General features: G+C 64.6%; 17 protein-coding genes. 7 read left to right on the top strand and 10 right to left on the bottom strand.

Annotated features, from left to right (window positions below; all coding sequences use genetic code 11):
• On the bottom strand, window positions 1–3419 hold a 3419-nt coding region (locus AC0L3K_RS36575), incomplete at its 3' end, for an AsmA family protein (protein ID WP_473367870.1).
• Between the two features lie 278 nt (window positions 3420–3697).
• Window positions 3698–4927 carry a cytochrome P450 gene (locus tag AC0L3K_RS36570; protein ID WP_473367869.1) on the bottom strand — a complete coding sequence of 410 codons (1230 nt, stop codon included), beginning with the start codon at window positions 4925–4927 and terminating at the stop codon, window positions 3698–3700.
• Window positions 4928–5056: 129 nt separating this feature from the next.
• Between AC0L3K_RS36570 and AC0L3K_RS36565 the strand changes: the two genes are divergently transcribed.
• The 4 genes from AC0L3K_RS36565 to AC0L3K_RS36550 all read left to right on the top strand — a co-directional run bounded on the left by AC0L3K_RS36565 (window position 5057) and on the right by AC0L3K_RS36550 (window position 7246).
• Window positions 5057–5668 carry a TetR/AcrR family transcriptional regulator gene (locus AC0L3K_RS36565; RefSeq protein ID WP_007600944.1) on the top strand — a complete coding sequence of 204 codons (612 nt, stop codon included), beginning with the start codon at window positions 5057–5059 and terminating at the stop codon, window positions 5666–5668.
• A 182-nt stretch (window positions 5669–5850) separates the two neighbouring features.
• Window positions 5851–6387, top strand: coding sequence for a hypothetical protein (locus tag AC0L3K_RS36560; RefSeq protein ID WP_473255445.1), 537 nt, complete (start codon window positions 5851–5853; stop codon window positions 6385–6387).
• Window positions 6388–6447: 60 nt separating this feature from the next.
• Window positions 6448–6801 carry a hypothetical protein gene (locus AC0L3K_RS36555; RefSeq protein WP_219683460.1) on the top strand — a complete coding sequence of 118 codons (354 nt, stop codon included), beginning with the start codon at window positions 6448–6450 and terminating at the stop codon, window positions 6799–6801.
• Window positions 6802–6823: 22 nt separating this feature from the next.
• Window positions 6824–7246, top strand: a complete 423-nt coding sequence (locus AC0L3K_RS36550) for a hypothetical protein (RefSeq protein WP_246649131.1) — start codon at window positions 6824–6826, stop codon at window positions 7244–7246.
• Between the two features lie 92 nt (window positions 7247–7338).
• Here AC0L3K_RS36550 and AC0L3K_RS36545 read toward each other — a convergent pair whose 3' ends face one another.
• Window positions 7339–7794 (bottom strand): hypothetical protein, encoded by a 456-nt coding sequence (locus tag AC0L3K_RS36545; protein ID WP_007600940.1) that lies wholly within the window; start codon window positions 7792–7794, stop codon window positions 7339–7341.
• A gap of 137 nt (window positions 7795–7931) precedes the next feature.
• A complete protein-coding gene (locus tag AC0L3K_RS36540; protein WP_354201155.1) occupies window positions 7932–8393 on the bottom strand; it encodes a MarR family winged helix-turn-helix transcriptional regulator in 462 nt (153 codons plus the stop codon).
• Here AC0L3K_RS36540 and AC0L3K_RS36535 point away from each other — a divergent pair.
• Both AC0L3K_RS36535 and AC0L3K_RS36530 read left to right on the top strand, forming a co-directional pair.
• Window positions 8392–9441, top strand: a complete 1050-nt coding sequence (locus tag AC0L3K_RS36535) for an alpha/beta fold hydrolase (protein ID WP_473367868.1) — start codon at window positions 8392–8394, stop codon at window positions 9439–9441. The two genes, AC0L3K_RS36540 and AC0L3K_RS36535, sit on opposite strands and share 2 nt — an antisense overlap.
• 56 nt (window positions 9442–9497) lie before the next feature.
• Window positions 9498–10301 (top strand): isocitrate lyase/PEP mutase family protein, encoded by an 804-nt coding sequence (locus tag AC0L3K_RS36530; RefSeq protein WP_473367867.1) that lies wholly within the window; start codon window positions 9498–9500, stop codon window positions 10299–10301.
• 95 nt (window positions 10302–10396) lie between these two features.
• Here the strand turns inward: AC0L3K_RS36530 and AC0L3K_RS36525 are convergent, their stop codons facing one another.
• Genes AC0L3K_RS36525 through AC0L3K_RS36515 form a run of 3 tightly spaced genes read right to left on the bottom strand, consistent with a single transcriptional unit; the run spans window position 10397 to window position 14974 of the window.
• Window positions 10397–11701 carry a glycoside hydrolase family 130 protein gene (locus tag AC0L3K_RS36525; RefSeq protein WP_354128120.1) on the bottom strand — a complete coding sequence of 435 codons (1305 nt, stop codon included), beginning with the start codon at window positions 11699–11701 and terminating at the stop codon, window positions 10397–10399.
• Window positions 11702–11744: 43 nt separating this feature from the next.
• A complete protein-coding gene (locus AC0L3K_RS36520) occupies window positions 11745–14021 on the bottom strand; it encodes a glycosyltransferase family 4 protein (RefSeq protein ID WP_473367871.1) in 2277 nt (758 codons plus the stop codon).
• Window positions 14009–14974, bottom strand: coding sequence for a class I mannose-6-phosphate isomerase (locus tag AC0L3K_RS36515; RefSeq protein WP_035994260.1), 966 nt, complete (start codon window positions 14972–14974; stop codon window positions 14009–14011). The genes AC0L3K_RS36520 and AC0L3K_RS36515 overlap by 13 nt, the downstream gene beginning before the upstream one ends.
• 631 nt (window positions 14975–15605) lie before the next feature.
• On the opposite strand from AC0L3K_RS36515, the gene AC0L3K_RS36510 reads away from it, so the two are divergent.
• Window positions 15606–15890 (top strand): hypothetical protein, encoded by a 285-nt coding sequence (locus AC0L3K_RS36510; protein WP_157158654.1) that lies wholly within the window; start codon window positions 15606–15608, stop codon window positions 15888–15890.
• Between the two features lie 65 nt (window positions 15891–15955).
• Here AC0L3K_RS36510 and AC0L3K_RS36505 read toward each other — a convergent pair whose 3' ends face one another.
• The 3 genes from AC0L3K_RS36505 to AC0L3K_RS36495 form a co-directional block, all read right to left on the bottom strand.
• Window positions 15956–18541 (bottom strand): EAL domain-containing protein, encoded by a 2586-nt coding sequence (locus AC0L3K_RS36505; protein ID WP_007600932.1) that lies wholly within the window; start codon window positions 18539–18541, stop codon window positions 15956–15958.
• Between the two features lie 142 nt (window positions 18542–18683).
• Entirely contained in the window at window positions 18684–19976 is a 1293-nt protein-coding gene (locus AC0L3K_RS36500; RefSeq protein WP_088941181.1) for an MFS transporter, read from the bottom strand.
• Between the two features lie 265 nt (window positions 19977–20241).
• Window positions 20242–22195, bottom strand: a 1954-nt coding sequence (locus tag AC0L3K_RS36495) for a putative bifunctional diguanylate cyclase/phosphodiesterase (protein ID WP_473367866.1), incomplete at its 5' end; no start/stop codon positions are given.

The raw sequence follows: 22195 nt of genomic DNA, 5'->3' as shown, positions 1-22195 counted from the left end.
CGGGGAGCGCGGCGGGGCAGCGCCACAGCCTGCCGCGCCGGCTCCGGCAGGGGAGCCGGCGACACCCGGGGCGGCAGCGCGGCGGGCGCCGGCGGCGGCTCGCCGCGCTCGATGGCGTCCAGCCGGCGCGTCTCGCGGTCGATCGTGCGCACCGCAAGCCAGGAGGACAGCGGCCCGACATCGACGGTGCGGTTGAGCCTGTCGGGGGGACCGGCCGCGAACAGCTGGATTTCCGGCGGTGCGCCGGAGAGCCCGGTCATGATCGGCGTCAGGCTGGCGCGGATGTCGGCCTGGTCGGCAGGGATGTCGTAGCCGCCGGAGACGATGGCACGCGCATTCTTCGCCTCCAGCGACGTTGCGCCGACGCGCAGGCGCCCGTCGCGGATCGTGAACGGGATCTGCGCCGAGGCCACTGCAATCGGACCCGCCGACAGCGCGGGCTCGACCAGTTGCCGCAGCCGGTTGTCGTCGGCAATTTGGCCGCCGTCGCTGGCGCGGATGGCGATCTCGAAGGCGCGCGGATTGAGGCCGGAGATTTCAGCGGATTCGAGCGTCACCGTGCCGTTGCCGGCGAGCGCACCGGTGAGCGCCGCGACGCTGCGGCCCTGGCTGATCAGCGCCATCTGCGCCGAGGCGCGTCCCTTCGGCAGCGCAAGGTCGCGGTAGCGCAGCGCCGCCGCGTCGACATTGCCGAGTTCGATGCGCGCGTTCAACGTCAGACCATTGGCGCCATTGCGCGCATCGAGGCTCGCCGACATCTCGCCGCCGCCGACGCCGCCCTTCATTGCGTCGAGCGCGAGCGACTGACCGTCGCTCCGGACCGTGCCGCCGAAGGGGCGCAGCTCGATGCCGCCGGGCAACGTGCCGTGCAACGCCTGGAAGGCGACGCGGCCGCGCCAGCCGCCGAGAAGCCCGGCATTCAACGGCGCATTGGCATCGTGTCCGGCCGCGCCGATGGCCATCGCGAGCGCGGGCACGAGGTCGAGCGTATCGAGGCCGACTTCGCCGTCGACGGTCTTCTCCTGATCGAGCGTCACCGCCAGATGACCGCGCAAATGCGAGCCGGCCAGTGTGCTGTCGAGATCGTTGAAGGTCAGGCGGTTGCCGGCGAGGCCGACGCGCGAGGACAGATTGACGCTCTGCACCGATTTATCGGCCAGGCTGGTCCCGAACAGCGGGGCCAGATTGGCGTTGCGCACGCGCAAATTCACGCTGCCTTTCGGCTCCGACAATTCGACGTTGCCTTGTGCGTCCGCGTCCAGCCCGCCGCCGCTAAGCTTTGCATTCAATTGCAGCTGATGGCGCCAGGCGCCGCTCAAGTGGCCTTCGAACTGCGAAGCGCCCTCGCCTGCGGCCAACACGCGATCGAGCCCGAGCAGCGCCAGCAATGCACTGGCCTGCGGTGTCGAGACTTTCGAATCCAGCGTGAAGTCGCTGTTGCGCAGGCGCTCGATGTCGATCCCGTTGACGGCAGCCACCGGCGTCTGCGCGGCCAGCGTCGCGGTGGCCTTGAGTTGCGGCGCGTCGAGCTCGATCACCGCGCGCGCGTCGTTGCGATCGGCGTGCTCGGCGTTCTTGTCGAGGCTGAGGTCGAGCTTGAGGCGGGTCGTGCCTGGCAGCGTCGGGACGGCGTCGAAGCGCGCGCGCACCGATGGCGCAAACGGCTCGAGCAGCGCGGTGAGATCGCGCAGCGAATTGGCGGAGGATTTCAGCGCGAGCTTGCCAATGGCCTTGGCGCGGTCGAAACTGCCGCTCGCTTCCGTGGTCACGCCACTGGCCTGTCCGAACCGCAACTGCTCCAGCGAGAGCGATGCCGGGCCGTAACCGAGTTTCGCGGTGAACGGCCGCAGCTCCTGCCCGGCCGAGATCGCGCGGCCGATATCGAGCGAAAGCTTCGCCTCCTCCGGCCATTCGCCCTGCGGCCCCGAAAGCGCGCGCACGAAACTCGCGGCGGCATCGAGGTCGAGGCGGTCAGCCCTAAGCTCCGCATCGATCCGCGAGCCCTTGCTCGCGCCGGTCTGGACGAAAGCAATGCGGCCTTCGATCGCGCCGCCCTCGATCTCGGCCTTCAGCCTGTCGATGGCGAAATGGTTGGCGGCAATGGTCACGTCACCGGCAAGGCGCAGCGGACGGGTGCTGCGGCGGTTGACCTCGCTGCGGCCCTGAAGCCAGGCCACCAGCGTATCGGGATCGGAGGAATCGACGCTGAGACGGCCGCTGAAACTGTCGGCGCCGGGCGTCGCGCCGTTGAGCGAGAGCTGCGTCTGGCCTGGCGCGCGCAGCTCGAGCCGCTGGAAGGTCCAGGATCGTCCGTCGGTCGCAAGCTCGGCCGTGATGTTCTGGAGCGGCCGGCCGCCGAGCATGATCTGGTCGGAGTTGAACTCGATCTGTGCCGGGATCGGCGCCTGCGGGATTGCGGCGAGACCTGCGCGGAGCGCCGGTAGGATGCGCTGCGGCTCGGTATCGTTCTTGGCCGTCAGCTTGTCGGCATCGACCTGGCGCGCTGACAGCACCGCGCGCAGCAGCGGCGAGGCCCCGAACCTGACATCGCCGACGCCGCCGAGCTTCAGCGCGGAGTCTTCGGGGCCGAAGCTGGCGTCGACCTGCTCGAACTTGGCGCCGGCCGGATCGGCCTTGAGTTTCGTCGTGAGCTTCCAGGGCATCGGCCCCGCATCGCCCGACTTCTTCAGCGCGGGCACCGCGAGCGTCAGCGCGCCTTCGAATTTCGGCAGGCGATTGTCGAAGGCAAGCACGCCTTCGAGATCGGCCAGGATGGCGCGCTCGCCGGGATCGACGTTGAGGTGGAGGCGGGTGGCGTTGCCGTCGGCGCTCGGGCCGGAGGAGACGCGGAACGGATAGCGCACCCCAGCGGCGGTGAAACTGCCGTCGCCCCGGACCGAGCCGGCCAGCGAGCGCACGTCGCCGGAGAAGGCGATGTCGTTGAGCTCCAGCGTCGAACGGCTGGCGGCATCATGCAGGGCAATGCGGCCGGTGAGGTTCAGCCGCTCGATCGCCAGCGAAGCCAGATTGAAGCTGCCGTTTGCGGTGGACGGCAAATCGACCCGCCCGCGCGCGTCGAGGCCGAGATCGACCGCCATGCCGTTGACCGAAAGCTCGGTGGCGCGCCATTCGCCGCGCATCAGCGAGCTCAGGCTGAACTCGACGTCGAGCTTGTCGGCGCGCAGGCGGCCGAGATCGTTGTTGCCGCCGAAGGTGACCGCGCGCAGCCGCAACGTCGGCGCCGGCAACAGCCGCGCGTCGAGCTCGCCCGCCACCCGCACCGGCACGCCGATGATCCTGCCGGCCTCCGCTTCGAACTGGGGCCTGAACTGGTTCCAGTCGACGAAGTAAGGCCCGATCAGGGCGGCCAGCAGCGCTAAGATAAAGGCAATCGCCAATCCGAGCAGCGTCGTCTGCACGGGTCTCCCCTCGGCCAAACCGGATGCGGGCCTTGCCTGAGCCGCAGGGCCTCAGACGTACCGGAACAGCCCCTTATATAGGGGGAAGTGTGGCGAAGTCACAGCGACTGTTGCGCGCGGAGGTTAACGCGGGTGTGAGACCCTCATGGTGAGGAGGCGCGAAGCGCCGTCTCGAACCATAGAGGCCCCGCTCTCGCCCGCGGCCATCCTTGGAGACGCCCGCTTTGCGGGCTCCTCAGGATGAGGGCCAATGCTCGCAGAATCAGTGCTGGCGGCCATCACCAGCTCGCAGGCAGCCGCTTCAGGCCGCGTAGTACGAAGGTCGGCCGCCATTCCGGGTTTTCGAGGTCGTCGATGCGCAGGTCGGGCAGCCGCCGCAACAGCGTGGCGATGGCGATCTCGGCCTCGAGGCGGGCCAATTGGGCTCCCAGGCAGAAATGGATGCCACCGCCGAACGACAGCGGCCTCACGTTCTGGCGGGTGACGTCGAGTCGGTCGGGCCGGTCAGGATAGACCGCCGGGTCGCGGTTGGCCGAGCCAAGCAGGCAGAGCACGGTCTCGCCCTTCGGGATCTTCGCGCCGCCGACATCGTCGATGTCCTCCAGCGCGACCCGCCCGGTCATCTGCACCGAGGAATCGTAGCGCAAGAATTCCTCGATCGCGCCCACCATCAGCTCAGGCTGCGCCTTCAAAAGCGCGAGCTGGTCCGGATTGCGATGCAGCGCCAGCAGGCCGTTGCCGATCAGATTGACCGTGGTCTCGTGGCCGGCGCCGAACAACAGGATGATGTTGGCGGTCAGTTCCTCGTTGGTGAGCTTGTTGCCGTCTTCCTCGGCTTGCACCAGCTGGGTGATGAGATCGTCGCCGGGATTTTTGCGACGCAGCTCGAACAGCTGCTGGAAATACATCTGCGCCATCATGTTGCCGGCGTTGCCCTTGGCAATCTCCTCCGGCGAAAGCGGCACGGGGTCGAGCAGCCGTCCGCCGTCGCGTGAGCTGTTATAGAAAGTCTCGCGATGGTCCTCGGGGATGCCGAGCATGTCGCAGATGATGGTGACCGGCAGGCGGAAGGCGAAATCCTCGATCAGGTCCATGTGGCCGCGTTCGATCACGGCATCGATGGTCTGGTCGACGATCTGCTGGATGCGCGGCCGCATGTCCTCGACGCGGCGGGCGGTGAAGGCCTTCACGACGAGGCCGCGCAGGCGGGTGTGGTCGGGCGGATCGGCCTGCAGCATCCAGTGGCTCATGCTGCGGAAGACCGGCTCCTCCATGATCTTCTCGCTATAGCGGCGCTTGGAACGCTCGACGAAATCCTTGCCGAACCGCTTGTCGCGCATCACGAGGCTGACATCGGCATGGCGGCTGGTGACGAACTGGCCGAACGGCGTCACGTGAATCGGAAAGATCGCGCGGAGCCGCTCATAATGCGGATAGGGATCGCGGATGAAGTCCGGCGACAGTGGATTAAACAGCGGACCGCCGGTGCCTTGCACATGCTCGTTCATGGTGACCTCACATCGGTTGCCGCATGAATCGCATACGCCGGGCAGCCCCTCTTGCGCGGCGTAATCATCCCTGAATTGTTAACTCGATACATTGTTGTATCGAGTTGCATTCTGCCCTAACCTGCTCCGATGTCAAGGGTGAGAACCAGGCCGACTAGGGACGACACGCGCGACAGGCTGTTCGAGGCGGCCGCGCGCGTGTTCGAGGAGGATGGCATCGGCGGCGCCAGCATCGAGGCGATCGCAGCGGCGGCCGGATTCAGCCGCGGTGCGTTCTATTCCAACTTCAAGAGCAAGGACGAGCTGATCATCGCCATGATCGAGGACCATGTCGCGCAGTCGATCCGGCGCAACATGGACATCCTCGCGCAGCACGACAATCTCGACGACTTCATCGCAGCGCTGAAGGCGATGGATCGCACAAGGCAGGACCCGCTCGGCCGCTCGCCGCTGCTGCACATGGAGATGATCCTGTTCGTCGCGCGCGCCGAGAAGCGCCGGCCGGAGCTTGCAAAACGCCTGCGCGCGCGGCGCAAGCTGGTCGCCGACATCGTCGAGGCCACACTGAAGAGCAACGCAAAGGACGACACGCTCAATCCGCCATGGATGGCCTCCGTCGTGCTGGCGCTGGAAGACGGCTTTCGTCTGCATCGCCTGATCGATCCGGAGACGACGCCGGCCGACAGCTTTCTGCGCGCGATCACGGATCTGCGGCGCAGGACGGGATTGTCGTCGAAGTAGCGTTTGTTTTCTTCAGATCGTCGCGCTGTTCCCGCTCGACATCGGCGCGCCGCGCCGCTGGAACCTCGTCGCAATTCTCGCGCGCATTTTCCACATCGTCATACCGATCCAAGGAACGTTTCTGCAGCTTGCCACTTTATCCCGGGCCTGTTTTGGCAATTTGATCATTGGAGGAGACAGCGATGAGGATTCTGAAATTGTCTGCGGCCGCAGCCGCGCTGCTGGCCGGTACCGCGCTCGCCGTGGCGCAGTCGAGCTCGACGGTCGGCACTGGCGGCTCGTCAGCCGGCGGCGGCACCAGCAACTCGACGATCGGTACGGGCGGTTCATCGGCAGGTTCGGGCAGCGGCTCAGGCTCGGCCTCGACGCTTGGCACCGGCGGCTCGTCGGCCGGCGGCGGCACCAGCAGTTCGTCCGTGGGCACCGGCGGCTCTGCCGCGGGCTCCGGCAGCGGCTCAGGCTCGGCCTCGACGCTCGGCACCGGCGGTTCGTCGGCCGGTGGCGGCAAGAGTTCGTCCAGCGTCGGCACGGGCGGCTCTGCGGCAGGCTCCGGCTCCAACTCCGCATCGACGCTCGGCACCGGCGGCTCGTCGGCCGGCGGCGGCAAGAGCGGCTCGACCGTGGGAGCCGCCGGCTCCTCCGCGGGACATGCCAGCGACATGGGCATGGAAAAGGGCAAAGGCCACCACAAGGACGAGATGAAGAAGGACAAGGACTGACATCCCGGCCGGCGGAGCGGCAGCAATGCCGCTCCTTCGTCCTTCCTGAGGAGGACTGGCATGAACAGATCAATCGTTGCGATCGCAGTTTTGACTTTGATGAGCAGCGCCGCTGTGGGGGAAACCATGCAGAAAACCGGCAAGACCGCATCCGGCGAGACCTGCCGGGTCACGGTGGAAAAACATCCCGACGGCAGCATCACTGCGCTGGGGTCATCGGGTTCGGGCACAACCGGCTCGAGCTCATCGAGCGGCTCGCTGTCGAGCTCGAGCTCGGCCGGCGGATCGTCGGTGCACGTCCAGGCCGGTGGCGGCAACGTGTCGAGTTCGTCCTCGACGGCCGGCGGCCCGGGTTCGACCAGTGCGAGCACCGTCACAGTCAACGGCTGCACCATCTCGACATCGTCGCCATAGCAAAAGGATTTCACAGATGAGAATGTTGATCGCGACCTCGTCGGTCGCACTCCTGCTCGCCGCCGCCTCGCCGTTGTCGGCGCAAACCAGCATGACCGGCGGCAGCGGCGGCTCGGCTGCAGCCGGCGGCACCTCGGCCAGCACACTCGGCACCGGCGGCACGTCGACGTCGGGCTCCGGACAGACCGGCTCGTCCATTGCAGCCGGCGGCAGCGCCGCGTCTGCCAACGGCAAGGCGCAGTCCGGCACCACCATGAACAAGGGCAACGGTCCGGTGCTCAATTCCAATGCGCGCGCGCAGGCGCACGAGGGTGGTACGTTCAGCCGCTCCCACACCCGCACGAAAGTGAAGGCGGGCGAGGAGGTCGGGTCCACCACCAAAACCATGTCGCACGTGCCGGGCTCCAAACCGACCATGTCGACGACATCGACCAATTTGCGCTGAACCATCCTCACGAGACTGCTGCCCGCGATTTGCGGGCAGTTTTTTCTTTGTGAGCAGATTTTTTTTGTAAGCAGGTTTTTCTTTGTGAACGATCAACCGCCGCTCAGCGTGTGGCTGACGCGGGTTACGACTGCATCCCACTGCCGCTTCTCGGCGGCCGGGTAGTTGATCAGCACGCAATGCACGTAGCGGCGGCCAAAATTGCAGCGGTCGTACCAGATCTTGCCGCCCCGGGTGCTGGAGACCACGAAGAAGCGCGGCGTGATGCGCTTGTAGGTGATGCCGGACGGCGGATTCTTCCGCGCCAGGAAAGCCGCCGGTGAACTGCCTTCGTTCGGAACGGCCTGCACCGTCAAATCCGCCCGGCCGTCGCTGGTCCGGTACTGCATGCCATAGCCGTCGGGCCGACCGGCTTGCTCGGTGAAGATGGACGAAGGGATGTCGACACTGGTCCCGGTCTCGGGAATGCGATAGCCGCTCCAACTCTCCGCACCGGCAGCAGCCGGCAAGGCAGAGAGCATCACAAGGATGGCGGCGATCTTCTTCATCGTATGGCCCAGTTTGCGCTCGACGGCCGACAACGTGGAGAAACGCCGGACGTTCCTATCCGCGACGTGAACGCGCGTTGCGCCCCGAGTCGCTCGACCAGACCTCGCAAGCCGGATGATGGCGTCGAGTGCACCCGCTAGCGAGCGCGTTTGCCCTTGTCCGTGGGCAACGGGCAGTTCGTACAAACGCTGTCGTCGCACATGCGACAGATCGTGAAGCGATCCATCTCGGACGTATCCTGCCGAGCCAACAACTCGTGGAGCAGCGTTTCGAGTCGTTTCGTTTCAGCCGGCGACAGCACATCCAGAAGCGACGCGACGGCCGAAATTCGCGACGTCATCAACTCGTTGCGGGTTGAGGCGCCCTTCGCTGTCAGGTGCAGAGCAACCTCGCGGCCGTCCTGTCCGGGCCGACGTTCGACCAGCCGATCCGACACCAGACGGTCCACCAGCCGGACCGTTCCTGAATGCGACAGGCCAAGGATCCGCCGCAGCTTGTCGTTGGTCATGCCCTGGCCATAGCCGATGACGACCAGTGCGGCAGGCGTCTCGCCGCCGCGGCCTATGACCTCGCGCGCACCCTGCTCGATCCGATCCATGACGGCGAGCGAAAGCGCCCCCAGCAAATTTGCGATTCCATTTTCCATGAGCCGGACAATATGTGCGGAGCGCACAAAAAACAACTTGACGAATATGTGCGCTGCGCACATATTTTGCCTGCGGGGCACGATGACATGGAGAATGACGATGAATATCGGGAGCGCGGCACGACAAGCGGATGCCCAAGCGAATACCAGAGGCATTGAACCCGCCTTGAAATACGTGCAGGCCAACGGCGTGCGCTTCGCCTATCTCGAACAGGGCGACGGCCCTCTTGTCATGTTCCTGCACGGCTTTCCCGACAATGCCTGGTCGTATCGAAAGCAGCTGCAGGTCTTCGCGGATGCAGGCTATCGTGCGGTCGCGCCGTTCCTGCGCGGCTATGCGCCGACAGAGATTCCGGCGGACGGCATTTTCGATCCCATCGCACTGGGCAAGGATCTAGAAGCCCTCATCGCGGCGCTGAGCGACGACGGACAGGCACGCGTCGTCGGCATGGATTGGGGCGGCACCTCGACCTTTCAGGCGCTGGCCACGGCGCCATCGGCGTTCAAGGCCGCCGTGGTCATGAACACCGCACATCCGATTACAATTTCGAGCATCAGAAGGGATCCGGAGCTCGTTCGAGCGGTATTCCATGTCTATTTCTTCCAGCTGCCCGGCGCCGAATCGGCGGTCAATACCGCGGGGCTCCCCTTCGTCGACTATCTCTGGAAGCTGTGGTCACCGACGTTCAACAATGCCGAGCACATCCGCTCGATCAAGGAGACGCTCAGCTCGCCCGGCACCATGGCCGCGGCGCTTAAATATTATGGAGGCCTGACCGATGCGGGGCTCGCGCGCCGGCTGCCGATCAATGACATGCACACGCCGACGCTGACGATCTATGGCAGCAACGATCCGACAGCAAGGTACTCGGTCAAGGAGGAGCCGCTGTTCAAGGGGCCGCACCAGCGGATTGTCCTGCCCGATGTCGGGCACTTCCCGCACCTCGAGCGTGAGGAAGAAGTCACCAGCCTGATCATGGACTGGTTCAAGACGCACTGAACGCAGAGGGCGTGGCCCACAACATCCTTTGAGTTCTCTAATCCGGAGTGCGCGCAATGGACGCCAAGACCCAACAGCAATATGCCGAGACGTTTCATGCCCTTCACAGGAAGGGCGATCCGCTCGTCCTGTTCAACGCCTGGGACGCCGCCACTGCCAAAGCCATCGCGAAGACCTCTCCGGCCATCGCAACCAGCAGCGGAGCGGTCGCCTCCGCACTTGGATACGCCGACGGAGAAAATATCCCGCTCGACATGCTGACCGGCCTGGTCTCGCGAATGACCGCGGCCGTCTCGGTTCCCGTCTCAATCGATCTGGAGGCAGGATATGGCGACACCCCGGAGGCCGCGGCCAGATCGGCGACCGAGATTTTGAAAGCCGGCGCCGTCGGCATCAATATCGAGGACGGGCTCTCGGGGGGACAGCGGCAGCTGGTCAATCCCGAACGCCATGCCGCCAAGATCAAGGCCGTGCGGGATGCCGCGAAAGATCTGGGAGTTCAGCTGTTCATCAATGCGAGAACGGATCCGTTTCTGCTCAAATTCGGATCGCCGGACGAGTGCATGAACGAAGCGGCAAGCCGGGCGAAGGTCTATGCCGAGGCCGGCGCCGACGGAATTTTCGTGCCCGGCCTCACCGACCTCGCGCTCATTGAAAAGTTCGTTCAGCTCACGCCTCTGCCGGTCAACATCATGGTGACACAAGGCGTTCCCGCACTTCCGGATCTGACCCGCGTCGGCGTTCGGCGGGTCAGTCTTGGGCCATGGCCGATGATGGCAGCGATGCGGATGATCGGAAAGGCCGCGGCCGCGGTCGCCGCGACCAAGCAATACGGCACGTTCCTGCAACCGGATGCCTGAGCCCGGACATCACCCGTTCGAAGCAATGTTCTGCGCCGACCGCTTCACGCTTTTCCAATCCATCGGATGGACATCGAGAACGGTCAGCGCAGTTCCTATGCACTACTGTCCATGGCCGCAATCAAGGATGCAATCTCGATGGTCGCGAAATTGCAGAAGCTGTCGGAGACCGCGTAGGGGAAGATGATCTTGTCGCGGTGGCGCATCGCGCCGCAGGTGTAGACGACGTTCGGAACATATCCTTCGCGTTCGGAAGGGTCCGGGCGCAATAGCGGCTCGCGCAGGCGGCCGAGCACCTTCGAAGGGTCGTTCTTGTCCAGCAGCGCGGCCCCGATCGAATATTTCCGCACAGGGCCGACACCGTGCGTCAGCAGCAGCCATCCCTCATCGAGCTCGATCGGAGATCCGCAATTGCCGATCTGCACGAACTCCCAGGGGTATCGCGGCTTCAGGATCGGCTGCCCGCCATCCCACGTATGGAGATCGTCGGAAAAGATCAGATAGAGGTTCTCGTTATCCTGGCGCGCGATCATCGCATATCTGCCCCCGACCTTGCGCGGGAATAACGCCATGCCCTTGTTGCGCGCGGCATTGCCCTTCAGCGGCGATAGCCGGAACGATACAAAATCGGACGTCTCGATCAGCTCCGACCGGATCGCCCGTCCACTATAGGCGGTGTAGGTCGCGTAGTAGATCGTCTTGCCCGCGTTGCTGAAATGCACAAAGCGCGCATCCTCGATCCCGTTCGACTGCGCTTCGGTGACTGGAAAAATCACCCGCTCGCTAAGATCCTGCCCAGCCGCGAATGTAACATCAATCTCGTCGCCGCCGGCGCCCGATGTCAGCTTGACGAGATCGGGGCTGGATGCAAGACGCGCCGTCGCGTCGATCGTCACAGTCCCGTCTTCCGCAATAAGTCCCGAGCGAAATGTCAGCGAAGACACATGACCCTCGCCGACGGCACGAAGACTCAGGATGAAGCGGAGGCTGCCTTCCGGCGTTCCGGATTGATCGGGATGTGGCACGATACTCGGATTGAACAATGCCGAGGCCTCGAACGAATATTCGTTAAGAAAATAGGCGCCCGCGAGTTGGCGCTGCACCTGCGTGAATACAGCATGGTCGGCCAGCGCCTCTTCCATTTCCGCGGCGCGTGCCTCGAAAATCTGCAACAGGTTGCGGTGACGGCCGAGGAAATTCTCCAGAACGTCGGCCAATTGCCGGTCAGCCGTCTCGGGATCGAGCGCGAGGACCCGTTCGACGATATGGTTGGCGCGGGTCTTGTCTGTCGGATTGAGGTCGCGCGGCTCGGTTGCCGGCTTGAAAGGCCGAACGATGACACGGGTCGGATCAGGCCGCAGCTGAAGGGCTTGGCGTTTGAGGAAGGGAGATTGCGACAAAACGGCCTCGATGGGTTGAAGGAGGAAATTGTAACCGGCTCCGTCAGGCGACGAGAGGAGCAGGCTTGGCCCGGCTTTCGCTCAGGCGGGCAATTTGCCGAATCTCGGAAAGCCCAAGCAAATACGACACCACGGATTCCCCTCCGCGATTCTCATTGGGACGATCGGGGTGCAAGCCATCCCGGCAGCTTCCGGTTTCCAAATCGACCAGCGAGGCCGATAGATCGTTGCTGCCCAGAAACCACGCAAAGACCCGCGCGGCTTCGGCTTTCCACTCGACATCGTGATCGGCCCGCCATGCGGCAAGGCATGCCGCGATGGTCGCCGCGGCCTCCAGCGGCTGCTGGTCGAAGGCTTGCGAGGGTTGGCGTCGCTCACCAAATCCCGTCGTGCCGATCGGGCGGAATTGGCCCTTCGCCGAAGTTTGCCTCTTCACAAGCCAGCGCAGCGACTCCAGCCCGATATTGACATAGCGCGATGTCTTACTCGCCAGGCCCGTCATGATCAGCGCCTGGGGCAAGCGCGCGTTATCGTAGGCCAACCCATCCTCGAACCAGACCCAATCGCCTGTTGCCACGGTGTCGAAGATCAAGATCAACCGATCGGCAAGCACGGCACGCAAACGGGTCGCCTGGACATCGTTCGGGACAGCCGAGCAGTATGCATCAAGGCCCAGCAATACGAACGCCCACGCACGGGGCGAACGAAACTCTTCCGCTGTTGCCATCGCTTCAGAAAACAGCGCCGCGGCCCATGAGCGCCGCGACGTGCTGGCATCGGTCAACGCGCACACGCCCAAGGCCCAGAGCGTGCGTCCGTGACTATCCTCCGACCCCTGGTCCTCCAACCAGCAGCGGTTGAAGCCCATGAAATTGCGAAATCGTCGTGTATCCGGATTCCAGGCGTGCTGGACGAAGGCGGCAAATCGCGCCGTCAGGGCTTCCGGCAGCCGCTCTTCGCCCGGATTGTTGAGTGCACAGGCCACGAGCAGCGCCCGGGCGTTGTCGTCGACGCAATAGCCGTGGGCACGATCCGGCACGCTATGAACGGCATGCTGAAACAGTCCCGTGTCGTCACACATCGACAGGAAATGACCGAGCTGCATTTCCGGCGGGGCGCGGCTGTCGCGCAGCAGCGTACCAGTATCCGTGCGCGCAATGGTCTTGAGCCGATGCCGTCGGCCGGCGTTCTCGAAGACCGACATATAGCGTTCGGCGGTTCTTTCCCACGTCATCGCGCGGCTGCTCGAATAGGCGCGCTTGCGCATCGCCTGCCGAAGCACATCGTTGGTCAGCAACTTGGCGATTTCAATGCCGAGCGCTGCCGCATCGCCAAACGGAACCAGGATGCCGCGGCCATCGGCCAATAGTTCACGGGCATGCCAATACGGGGTGGACACCACGGCTTTACCGAGGCCGAAACTATAGGCCAGCGTGCCCGAGGTCATCTGGGCCTCACTGAGGTACGGCGTCACGTAGACGTCGGACATCGAGATGAAATCGAGCAGCGTTTTCTTGTCGACGAACTGATCGAGGAACACGACGTGATCCTCGACGCCAGCCTGGCGCGCGTGCGCCATCAGGGACTCACGATAGGCTTCGCCACGATCGCGCACGAGGTTGGGATGCGTCGCACCGAGGACGACGTAAACGGCGTCGGGTCGGGTCTTCAGAATCGAAGGCATCGCATCGATCATGACTTCGATACCCTTGTTCGGCGACAGCAATCCGAAGGTCAGGATGACCGACTTGTTGCTGAATCCGAGCGCAGCCTTGGCCGCGTCGGGTTCGACGAACGCAAATTCCGGGATACCGTGTGGGATGATTTCGATCTTCTCGTCAGCCACGTGGTAGACGGAACGCAACAACTCCCGACCCTTCTCCGCCATCACGACGACCTTGGACGAGCATTCGACGATGCGCGCGATGACGTCACGCTGAGCCTCCGTCGGCTCGGACAAGATCGTATGCAAGGTTGTCACGATCGGTATGGTCAGGCGCGACAGGAGCGCCATGATCTGGCCTCCGGCCTCGCCGCCGAAAATGCCGAACTCGTGTTGCAGCGAAACGGCCTCGAAGCCGCCGCTGTTCAGATAAGTGGCCGCACGGACATAATCATCTTGCCTGTCGTCGTTGATCTCCAGGCCCACGGTGGGAGGATAATCGTAGACCTGGCCGTGATCGGTCATCGCGACGATGACGGTCTCCAGATCACTCCGGGACGCCGCAATGGCGCTCTGCAAGTCGGTGGTGAAGGTCGCAATGCCGCAGCGGCGGGGAAGCGAATTGCCGATGAATGCGATACGATTTACGGCAGCCAATTTGGCGTCTCCGATTGTTTGAGCGCGGCGGTCTCGAAGGGAGACGCGACCAGGGTGCTGGGAAAGGCGTGCGGTGCGCGACTGGCGCTCGCGGCGCTGCGCTCTATCAACGCAGCGAGGTTTATCTTCGGGCCGGGATAGGCCAGTAGCGCTTTCAACCCGTTCGCACCGACCTCGATTTCCGCATGGTCGGCTTCCAGGAAGATCGCCTCCCCCGGCGCCAGCCTCGTCGAGCCGAGTTGGGCCTGGCCTTCTATCGCCAGCAGCCAGGTCTCTTTCGGTGCGTCGAGCATCCAAACGGAGCCCGGAGCAAGGTCAATTTGCTCCAGCGCAAAATATGAATTGACCGTGAGGACCGTTCGCGCGCCGCTCAGACGTTCGGACGGCAATTGGATCTGGCGCGGGCCTGCTGTCGCCACCGCGACGGCATTGTCGATGTGCAGTTGGCGCTGTCGTCCATAGTCGAACAGCCGGAACGTGGCGTCGCTTTGCTGCTGGATTTCGACGAGCACGATGCCGGCGCCGATCGCATGTACGGTTCCGGCAGGAATGAAAATGGCGTCGCCTGGATGAACCGGCTGCCAATCCACGATATCGGCGATCGAGCCGTCAGCGATTGCCGCTCGCAACTCTGCGGCGGAGCGCGGATGGTTCAGTCCCACCGCGACCCTAGCACCGGGGATCGCGGAGACGATGTACCAGGCTTCGGTCTTGCCGTTGGCAAGCCCGATCGAGCGCGCGAACGCATCATCCGGGTGAACTTGAATCGATAGCGGCTCGGAGGTGAAGAGCATTTTGAGCAGCAACGCCGTCTCCGGCCCAGCAAGGCCCGGACGCTCGAACCACAATTCCCCGATCGGGCCGTCGCTCGTCGACGCCAGGCTCCAGGGCCGCAGATCGAGACTGCCCCAGGGCTTCGGCTTGGTTCGCACGATAGCATGTTCGATCGTCAAGCGGGCCCCCAAAGGCTGTGCGATCAATCGTTGACTGTTCGTGCCGGGCGCGGGCCGGTCCAGGGCGGAAGCGCATCCCATTCGGCCCTTCGCATGCGGCGCTCTTCATCGCCGACCTTCACGAAGACAAACGGAGCGTCGTCCTGCCCGGTCTTCGATCCCGTGAATGTGGCCGGAAGCCCGTTCGAATTTCGGATCGTTGCTGTGTTTGCCACGTAGCCTCCTGACGACCTGCGTGCGAGATCGCTGCTGCAGATCAATTGAAAATGGATTCCGCTGCATGAAGGCCGACGCAGCGACCCGCAGCGGCACCGGAGATACCAATCAGTCCAGGAGATTTGTATTTTGGGATATCGGACATCCGACCGCCTTCGTGGTTGAGGCGGGAGCGCAATGCTCTCAGTCACCGATAACTGCCAAGGGCGGGCGGCGATATCGAGCATATAGGAACGCTGTCGCCCAATAGCGAGACGAGAGCATCAATCAGATCGGCTTTATTAGCTGTATCTTTGTGTTGGCATTGCTCTATGGTCACACGGCCTGACGTCTGAGTTGACAGGGCTCATCGCTCGATTTCAATACTGGCCGGCTGATCCCCCTCTCAGAAGGGTTTTCGGCAATCGGATGTCGCATGGTTTCAACGGACCGTTTCCGGCAAGAGATTCGATCCCGGCTCGAATTGGCGAATGCGCAAGGCCTTAAGAACGTGACCATCGAGTGTGGCGAGCTTTACCGGTCCATGAGCCCGCTGCCCACGTTCAATCGATGGATGATCTTCTGCTGCAATGCTATGCGCGCGGAAATGGCCTTGACCGATCATTTGATTTTCGACGACAGGAACGAAAGCTTGCTGACCGTTCACTATGCATTGCCGCGTCAATGCCGACCAAAGCCAAACCAGGCACGATCGAAGTAACGCGTTTCGTTGATTTCGATGGCTAGCCCGTCGTTGCTGCCGTGGCGGCTCCGAGAGTAGACGCCCTACGCCGACCGCTTCACCGCAGTCGCGCCGGCCGGTGCAATGTCGAGACGAGCCAACATCGCCTGCGCCTGCTCGGCGCAGTGCTCGATCAGCCAGCGCTCGAAGGCAACAGGCGCGAGCGCGGGTGCGTAAAGAAAACCCTGCACGACGTCGCAGCCAAGTTCGGCCAGCACCTTGCGCTGCGCCTCGGTCTCGACCCCTTCGCCGACGACGGTCATGCCGAGGCCCTGCCCGACGCGCACCACGGCGGTGGCGATCGCGAGCGCGCCGGCGTCACGCTCGATGTCGCGCATGAAGCTGCGGTCGATCTTGAGCTCGCGGATCGGCAGATGGGCGAGCCGGCTGAGGCTGGAATAGCCGGTGCCGAAATCGTCCACGGAAAGCCCGACGCCGAGCTCCCGGATCGCATTCATCGTCTCGAGCGCGGCGACGCTGTCCTGCATGAACGCGCCCTCGGTGATCTCGAGCATCAGCGCATCCGCCGGCAGATCGTATTCGGCGAGGATGTCCTTGAGCCGCGCGGCCAGCGTGACGCTGCGGAAATTGATCGGCGACAGGTTCACCGACACGGATGGAATGCCGAGCCCGGCGCGGCGCCAACTCGCCATCTGCCGGCAGGCCTCGCGCACCGACCACAGGCCGATCTGCTCGATCAGGCCGCACTCTTCGGCGAGCGGGATGAATTTTGCCGGCGAGACGTCGCCGAGCTCGGCATCGTGCCAGCGCGCCAGCGCCTCGACGCCATGGATCGCGCCGTCGCAGCTGCGGATCTGCGGCTGATACCTGAGGGTCAGCGCCCCCTCGGCGATGGCGCGGCGCAGCGCCGCAATCAAGGCCAGCCGCTGCTCGGTGAGCCCGTTCATCTCGGCGCTGAACAGGCGATGGGTCGAACGTCCCGCCTGCTTGGCCATGTACATGGCCGCGTCCGCCTGTTGCATCAGGGTGTCGATGTCGGTCGCATGATCGGGATAGAGGCTGACGCCGATGCTCGCCGACATCTGCAGCTGCCTGGAGCCGAGCCGCAGCGGCGCCGCTAGCGCTTCGGTAATTCCGGCCGCGACGCGCTCGGCACCCTCGGCGTTGCGCCGCGGCAGCAGGATGACGAACTCGTCGCCGCCGAGCCGCCCCAGCATGTCCTCGGGTCCGATCTGCTCGCGCAGGCGCTGCGCCAGCTGGATCAGGAGCTCGTCGCCGGCGGCATGACCGAGCGTGTCGTTGACGTCCTTGAAATGATCGACGTCGAGGAAGGCCAGCGCGACGTGGCTGCCGGTCGGGCAGGCATCGATGGCGGTGGTGATCAGGCGTCGCAATTGTGCGCGGTTCGGCAGACCAGTGAGGATGTCGTGATAGGCGAGCCGCGCGATCTCGGCGCGCGCTTCCTTGCGCTCGATCGCGAAGGCGCCGAGATTGACGCAGGCATCGACGATGCGGCGGTGCCAATTGCTCGGCGCGCGCGGCTCCCGGTAGTAGAAAGCGAAGGTGGCGATGACCCGTCCGTCCTTGGCCTTGACCGGCGTCGACCAGCATGCGCGCAGGCCAATCGCGAGCGGCATCGCCTTGTAGGGCTGCCAGCGCGGGTCGGTCTCCAGATCGGTCGCCAGCACCGGCTCGCCGTAGAAGGCCGCGGTTCCGCACGAGCCGACATTGGGACCAATGGCAATGCCCTCCAGTGCGCGGGAATAGTCCTCGGGCAGGCTTGGGCCGCCGAGCGGATGGATCAGGCCCGCGGCATCGACGTGAAGCAGCGAACAGACGACGTCGGGCGCGATCTGCTCGACACGGCGGCACAGCCGGTCTGCAATCTCGCCGATCGGAACCTCATCAGCGAGCGCGCCCATGATGAGCTGCTGGAGCGAGTGCAGCTGCTTGGTCTCCGTGATGTCCTCGAGCAGCGCGAAGATGTGCTTGACCTGGCCCTTCCTGTCGCGGAAGGCATCGATGCGGGCACAGACCCAGATCTCCTCGCCATCCTTGTCATAGGCGAGCATCTCGACCTCGCCGCGGTGGCCGCCATCCATCAGGCGCTTGACGAGCTTCGCAACGGCCTTGCGATCGGTGTGGCGGCCGGCGATCAGGCCCCGGGCACGGCGGCCTTCGGCTTCCTCGCTGGTGTAGCCGAACAGCGTCGTGAAGGCGGAATTGACGTAGACGATGTTCTGGTCGGTGTCGGTGATGAGCACCGCGCGGTTGGTCTGGTCGGAGACGGCGTGGAGAAGCCCGATCCTGACGCGGCGCTCGGCATCCGCGGTAACGTCACGCGCGAACACGATGCGATGGGTCACGCCGCCACTTGCAATGGATGAAAGCGAGATGGCCGCCCGGATGCGGCTGCCGTCGTGTCGCACCAGGCTGATCTCGTCACGGAATTCCGCACACGGTTCGGCCTGGAGGCATTTGAGGCTGAGAAGTCCGGCGTCGCGGCCGAGCACCTCAGCCCGTGCGAGTTTCCAGATCCGCTCTGCACCGGCATTGAAATGCGTGATGCGATACGCGCTGTCGACGATGACGATGCCCTCTTCGGCGCGTTCGAGCGCGGCCAACAGCACTTCCGGAGTTTCTGTCATGGGACAATCGGAGGCAGACATCGTTGGACCCGGAGGCATCGGGAAGATATGGCAACCGAGGCTAGCGCCGCGATGGTGTCCAAGACGTTTTTGCAGTCCCGTCGCAACGCGACATGCTTAACATTCCGCAAAAGACGCGAAGGTAATCCGGTGCGTACGGAACCTATTCGGCGCCGGTCCCAGCCTGAAGCTTGCCGGCGACGGCGCGCACCTTGCGCGGCGCGGCTTGCCAGATCGAGAGCGCCGACAATCCGCTCACAATGATGGCAACGCCAAAGGCGAGCGTGTAGTCGCCGACCCGATCGTAAAGCAAGCCGGTGACCCAGGGACCGGCGGCGCCGCCGGCCAATGCTGCCAGCATGATGGTGCCGAAGATGCTGCCTTGGTGCTTGCCCTGAAAAATCTCGAACACCACTGCGCCCATGATCGAGGTCAGGCCGTAGCCGAGCGCGCCTTGCGTGAACACCATGAGATAGACCAGCCACAATGACGGTTGGAATTTCAGAGCCATCAGCGCTGCGAAAGAGATCGCAAAACCCGCGCAGCTGATTGCCCATACCCATTCCCGCCCGATCCGGTCGGAGACATGGCCGAGCAGGATCTGGCCGGGAATGCCGAGCAGGCTGACGATGCCGAGCGCCCACACCGCGACACCCGGGCTGAAGCCGATGTCGAGCAGGAATTTGGTCTGGTGCACCTGCACCGCGTACCAGATGTACAGGCCGCAGAAATAGCCGAGCGCGATCCACCAGAACCGCGCCGTGGCGACCGCTTTCCGGAGTGTCCATTCGGTCCGGGCCCAGACGGGATCGACGATGTTGGAGACGGGTTTTGCGGCGCCTGCGGCCGGCGCGGCATCGCCGTCAGGCCGCAGGCCGATATCCTCGGGGCGCCTGTGCAGGAACAGATTGATCGGCGCCAGCACGATCAGAATCATCAGGCCCATCGCCGTGCAGGCCGTGCGCCAGCCGGTCTGTTCGATCAAGTGCTGCACCCAGGGCAGCAGCGTCACCGAGCCGATGCCGACCCCGGCGAAGGCAATGCCGATGGCGAGGCCGCGTGTGCGGATGAACCAGTTCGGCAGGAACAGCGACTGGCCGGAATAGCCGAGACACACCGAGCCGGCGCCAACCATGACGCCGATGGTGACGTAGAGATGCCATGGCTGGCTGGTGAGCGGCGCGAGCAGCAGCCCGCCACCCATCAGAACCACGCCGAGCTCCATCACCGCGCGCGGGCCGGCGCGGTCCATCAGCCGGCCGATCAGCGGGCTGACCATGCCCGACACCACGAAGCCGAAGGAAAAGGCGCCCGCGGTGACGCCGCGCTCCCAGCCGAACTCGGAGATGATGGGAGGAAAGAACAGCGAGAAGGCGGTGCGCGCGTTGACGCCGATGGCCATGGTGACGAAAGTCACCGCGACCACGACCCAGCCGTAGAAGAACGGAAGCCGCATTGTGTGTTTCATCCCTGGACGGTCCTTCCGACCATCCGGGACTGCCCGGGTCAAGCGCTTTTCGCGCATGCCCGTTGAGTAAGGTGATCGCGCTGGAAGAAGTACTGGCAAGCACCTCGCCTGCGGCCATCCTTCGAGACGCCCGCTTCGCGGGCTCCTCAGGATGAGGACAGAGTGTTTGGCGACAATTCAACAGGCCCCGATGCCACCTAGCCTCATCCTGAGGAGACCGCGAAGCGGTCGTCTCGAAGGACGAGGCGGGCGCTCAGGCGGCGTCGAGTTGGGATGGTTTGACGGGCACGTCGAACATGATCCGTTCGATCGGGTGCGGGCGGCCGAACAGATAGCCTTGCGCGAAATTGACGCCGAGCGCCTTCAGCCGCTCGTACTCCTCGCGGGTCTCGACGCCTTCGGCGGTGACCGACATGTCCAGCCCGCGCGCCAGCGTCACGATCGAGGAGATGATGGCGGAGCTGCGCGGCTGATGCGTGAGGTTGCGGATGAACGACTTGTCGATCTTGATCTTGTCGAACGGGAACGCGGTCAGGTAGCTCAGCGACGAATAGCCGGTGCCGAAATCGTCGAGTGCGAGCGCGATGCCGATGCTCTTCAGCCGCTCCATGAAGGCGTGGTTCTCGACGCCGCGTTCCAGCAGAACGGATTCCGTGATCTCAATCTCCAGCCGCCGGGGCGGCAACCCGGAATCGGCGAGCGCCGCGCTGATCATCTCGAACAGCTCGGCCTCCTTGAACTGGATCGGCGACAGGTTGACTGCAACCGCAAGGTCGGACGGCCAGCCGGCCGCGTCAGCGCAGGCGCGTCGCAGCACGAACTCGCCGAGCGGCACGATCAGCCCGGTCTCCTCCGCAAGCGGGATGAACTGGTCCGGCGCAATCAAGCCGCGCGTCGGATGCCTCCAGCGCACCAACGCCTCGAAGCCGCGCCGCGCGCCGCTGAGGGCGTCGACGAACGGCTGGTAGTGCACCTCGAGCTGACACCGCGCAATGGCGTCGCGCAGATCGCCTTCCAGCGTGCTGCGCGCCTCGAGCTCGGCCGACATCGCCTTGTCGTAGATGGTGAAGCAGTTGCGGCCCGACGATTTCGAGCGGTAGAGCGCCAGGTCGGCCTTCTTCAGCAGCTGCTCCTGATCGCTGCCGTGATCGGGCGCGATCGCAATGCCGATGCTGGTGCCGATCTCGACGCGGTGTCCGGGAAGAAGGAACGGCTCGGCCACAAGCTTGGCGATCCGCCCCGCCAGTTCGGTCGAGCAGACGCGCTGATCCTCGCAAGCTTCCTGGATGATGGCGAATTCGTCGCCACCAAGCCGGGCCAGCACGTCGCTGGCGCGCAGCGCGGATTTCAGCCGTTGTGCGACCTGACGCAGCAGCGCATCGCCGGCACCGTGACCGAGCGAGTCGTTGACGTTCTTGAAGCGGTCGAGGTCGAGCATCAGGATCGAGAAGGTCCGACCGCCGTCCTTCAAACGACCATTGAGCTCGTCGAGCCGGGCCAGGAAGAAAGCGCGGTTCGGCAATCCGGTCAGGATGTCGGTCTGGGCGAGTTCGAGCACCCGCCGGTTCGCCAGCGACAACCGCTGCGAATTGCGGCTTGCGAGCATGAGATAGGTCGAAAGCGACAGCGTCAGCAGCATGCCGACGATCAGCACCGCGCCCGCGCGATCGTAAGTCGTCTCCAACGGACCGCCGGCAGTCGGCACCGCCCGCACCTGCCAGTCGGTGTCGCCGATCTTGAGATTGCCCGACCAGTGCAGGGCCCGCGCGACGTCCCGCATCGACTGCGGCGCCGTGGCGGCCGACGAATAATCCGGCAGCATCTCCTCCAGGCCGACGATCTGCCACGCAAACGGCGGATAGACGTTGACGCTGACCGCGGGGCTTGCGCCGGTGGTCACGCGAATGGACTGGATCAGCAGCGGCAGGTCGAAGACGCCGACGACGAAGCCGGCGAGATTGCGGCGTCGGTCCACGACCGTGTCGCGCGACGTTCCCTTGGCGTAGACGGGAATGGCGACGAGAACGTCGGGCAACCGGCCGCCCGCCCTCGGCTCGAAGAGGCGGGTGCGAATGGCCGAGACCCGGTCGGGGGGGCGCGGCCGCGCCGCGGGCGGCCGGGCGCCCCGGGCGCGGGCGGTGGGCCAGGCGGCGGACCGCGCCCGGCGGGGGGGGGGGGGGGGGGGGCCCCCGGAAAAATTATAAGTG

The organism is Bradyrhizobium sp. MI1.10 (genome assembly GCF_055811035.1).
This window is presented reverse-complemented; position numbering and strand designations above follow the sequence as displayed.

Coding starts and splice junctions, on each gene's coding strand:
- AC0L3K_RS36545 (WP_007600940.1), bottom strand. CDS start 7,794: ATGAAGAAGATCGCCGCCATCCTTGTGATGCTCTCTGCCTTGCCGGCT.
- AC0L3K_RS36540 (WP_354201155.1), bottom strand. CDS start 8,393: ATGGATCGGATCGAGCAGGGTGCGCGCGAGGTCATAGGCCGCGGCGGC.
- AC0L3K_RS36565 (WP_007600944.1), top strand. CDS start 5,057: ATGTCAAGGGTGAGAACCAGGCCGACTAGGGACGACACGCGCGACAGG.
- AC0L3K_RS36555 (WP_219683460.1), top strand. CDS start 6,448: ATGAACAGATCAATCGTTGCGATCGCAGTTTTGACTTTGATGAGCAGC.
- AC0L3K_RS36550 (WP_246649131.1), top strand. CDS start 6,824: ATGTTGATCGCGACCTCGTCGGTCGCACTCCTGCTCGCCGCCGCCTCG.
- AC0L3K_RS36530 (WP_473367867.1), top strand. CDS start 9,498: ATGGACGCCAAGACCCAACAGCAATATGCCGAGACGTTTCATGCCCTT.
- AC0L3K_RS36570 (WP_473367869.1), bottom strand. CDS start 4,927: ATGAACGAGCATGTGCAAGGCACCGGCGGTCCGCTGTTTAATCCACTG.
- AC0L3K_RS36560 (WP_473255445.1), top strand. CDS start 5,851: ATGAGGATTCTGAAATTGTCTGCGGCCGCAGCCGCGCTGCTGGCCGGT.
- AC0L3K_RS36535 (WP_473367868.1), top strand. CDS start 8,392: ATGACGGCGAGCGAAAGCGCCCCCAGCAAATTTGCGATTCCATTTTCC.
- AC0L3K_RS36510 (WP_157158654.1), top strand. CDS start 15,606: ATGGTTTCAACGGACCGTTTCCGGCAAGAGATTCGATCCCGGCTCGAA.
- AC0L3K_RS36500 (WP_088941181.1), bottom strand. CDS start 19,976: ATGCGGCTTCCGTTCTTCTACGGCTGGGTCGTGGTCGCGGTGACTTTC.
- AC0L3K_RS36505 (WP_007600932.1), bottom strand. CDS start 18,541: ATGTCTGCCTCCGATTGTCCCATGACAGAAACTCCGGAAGTGCTGTTG.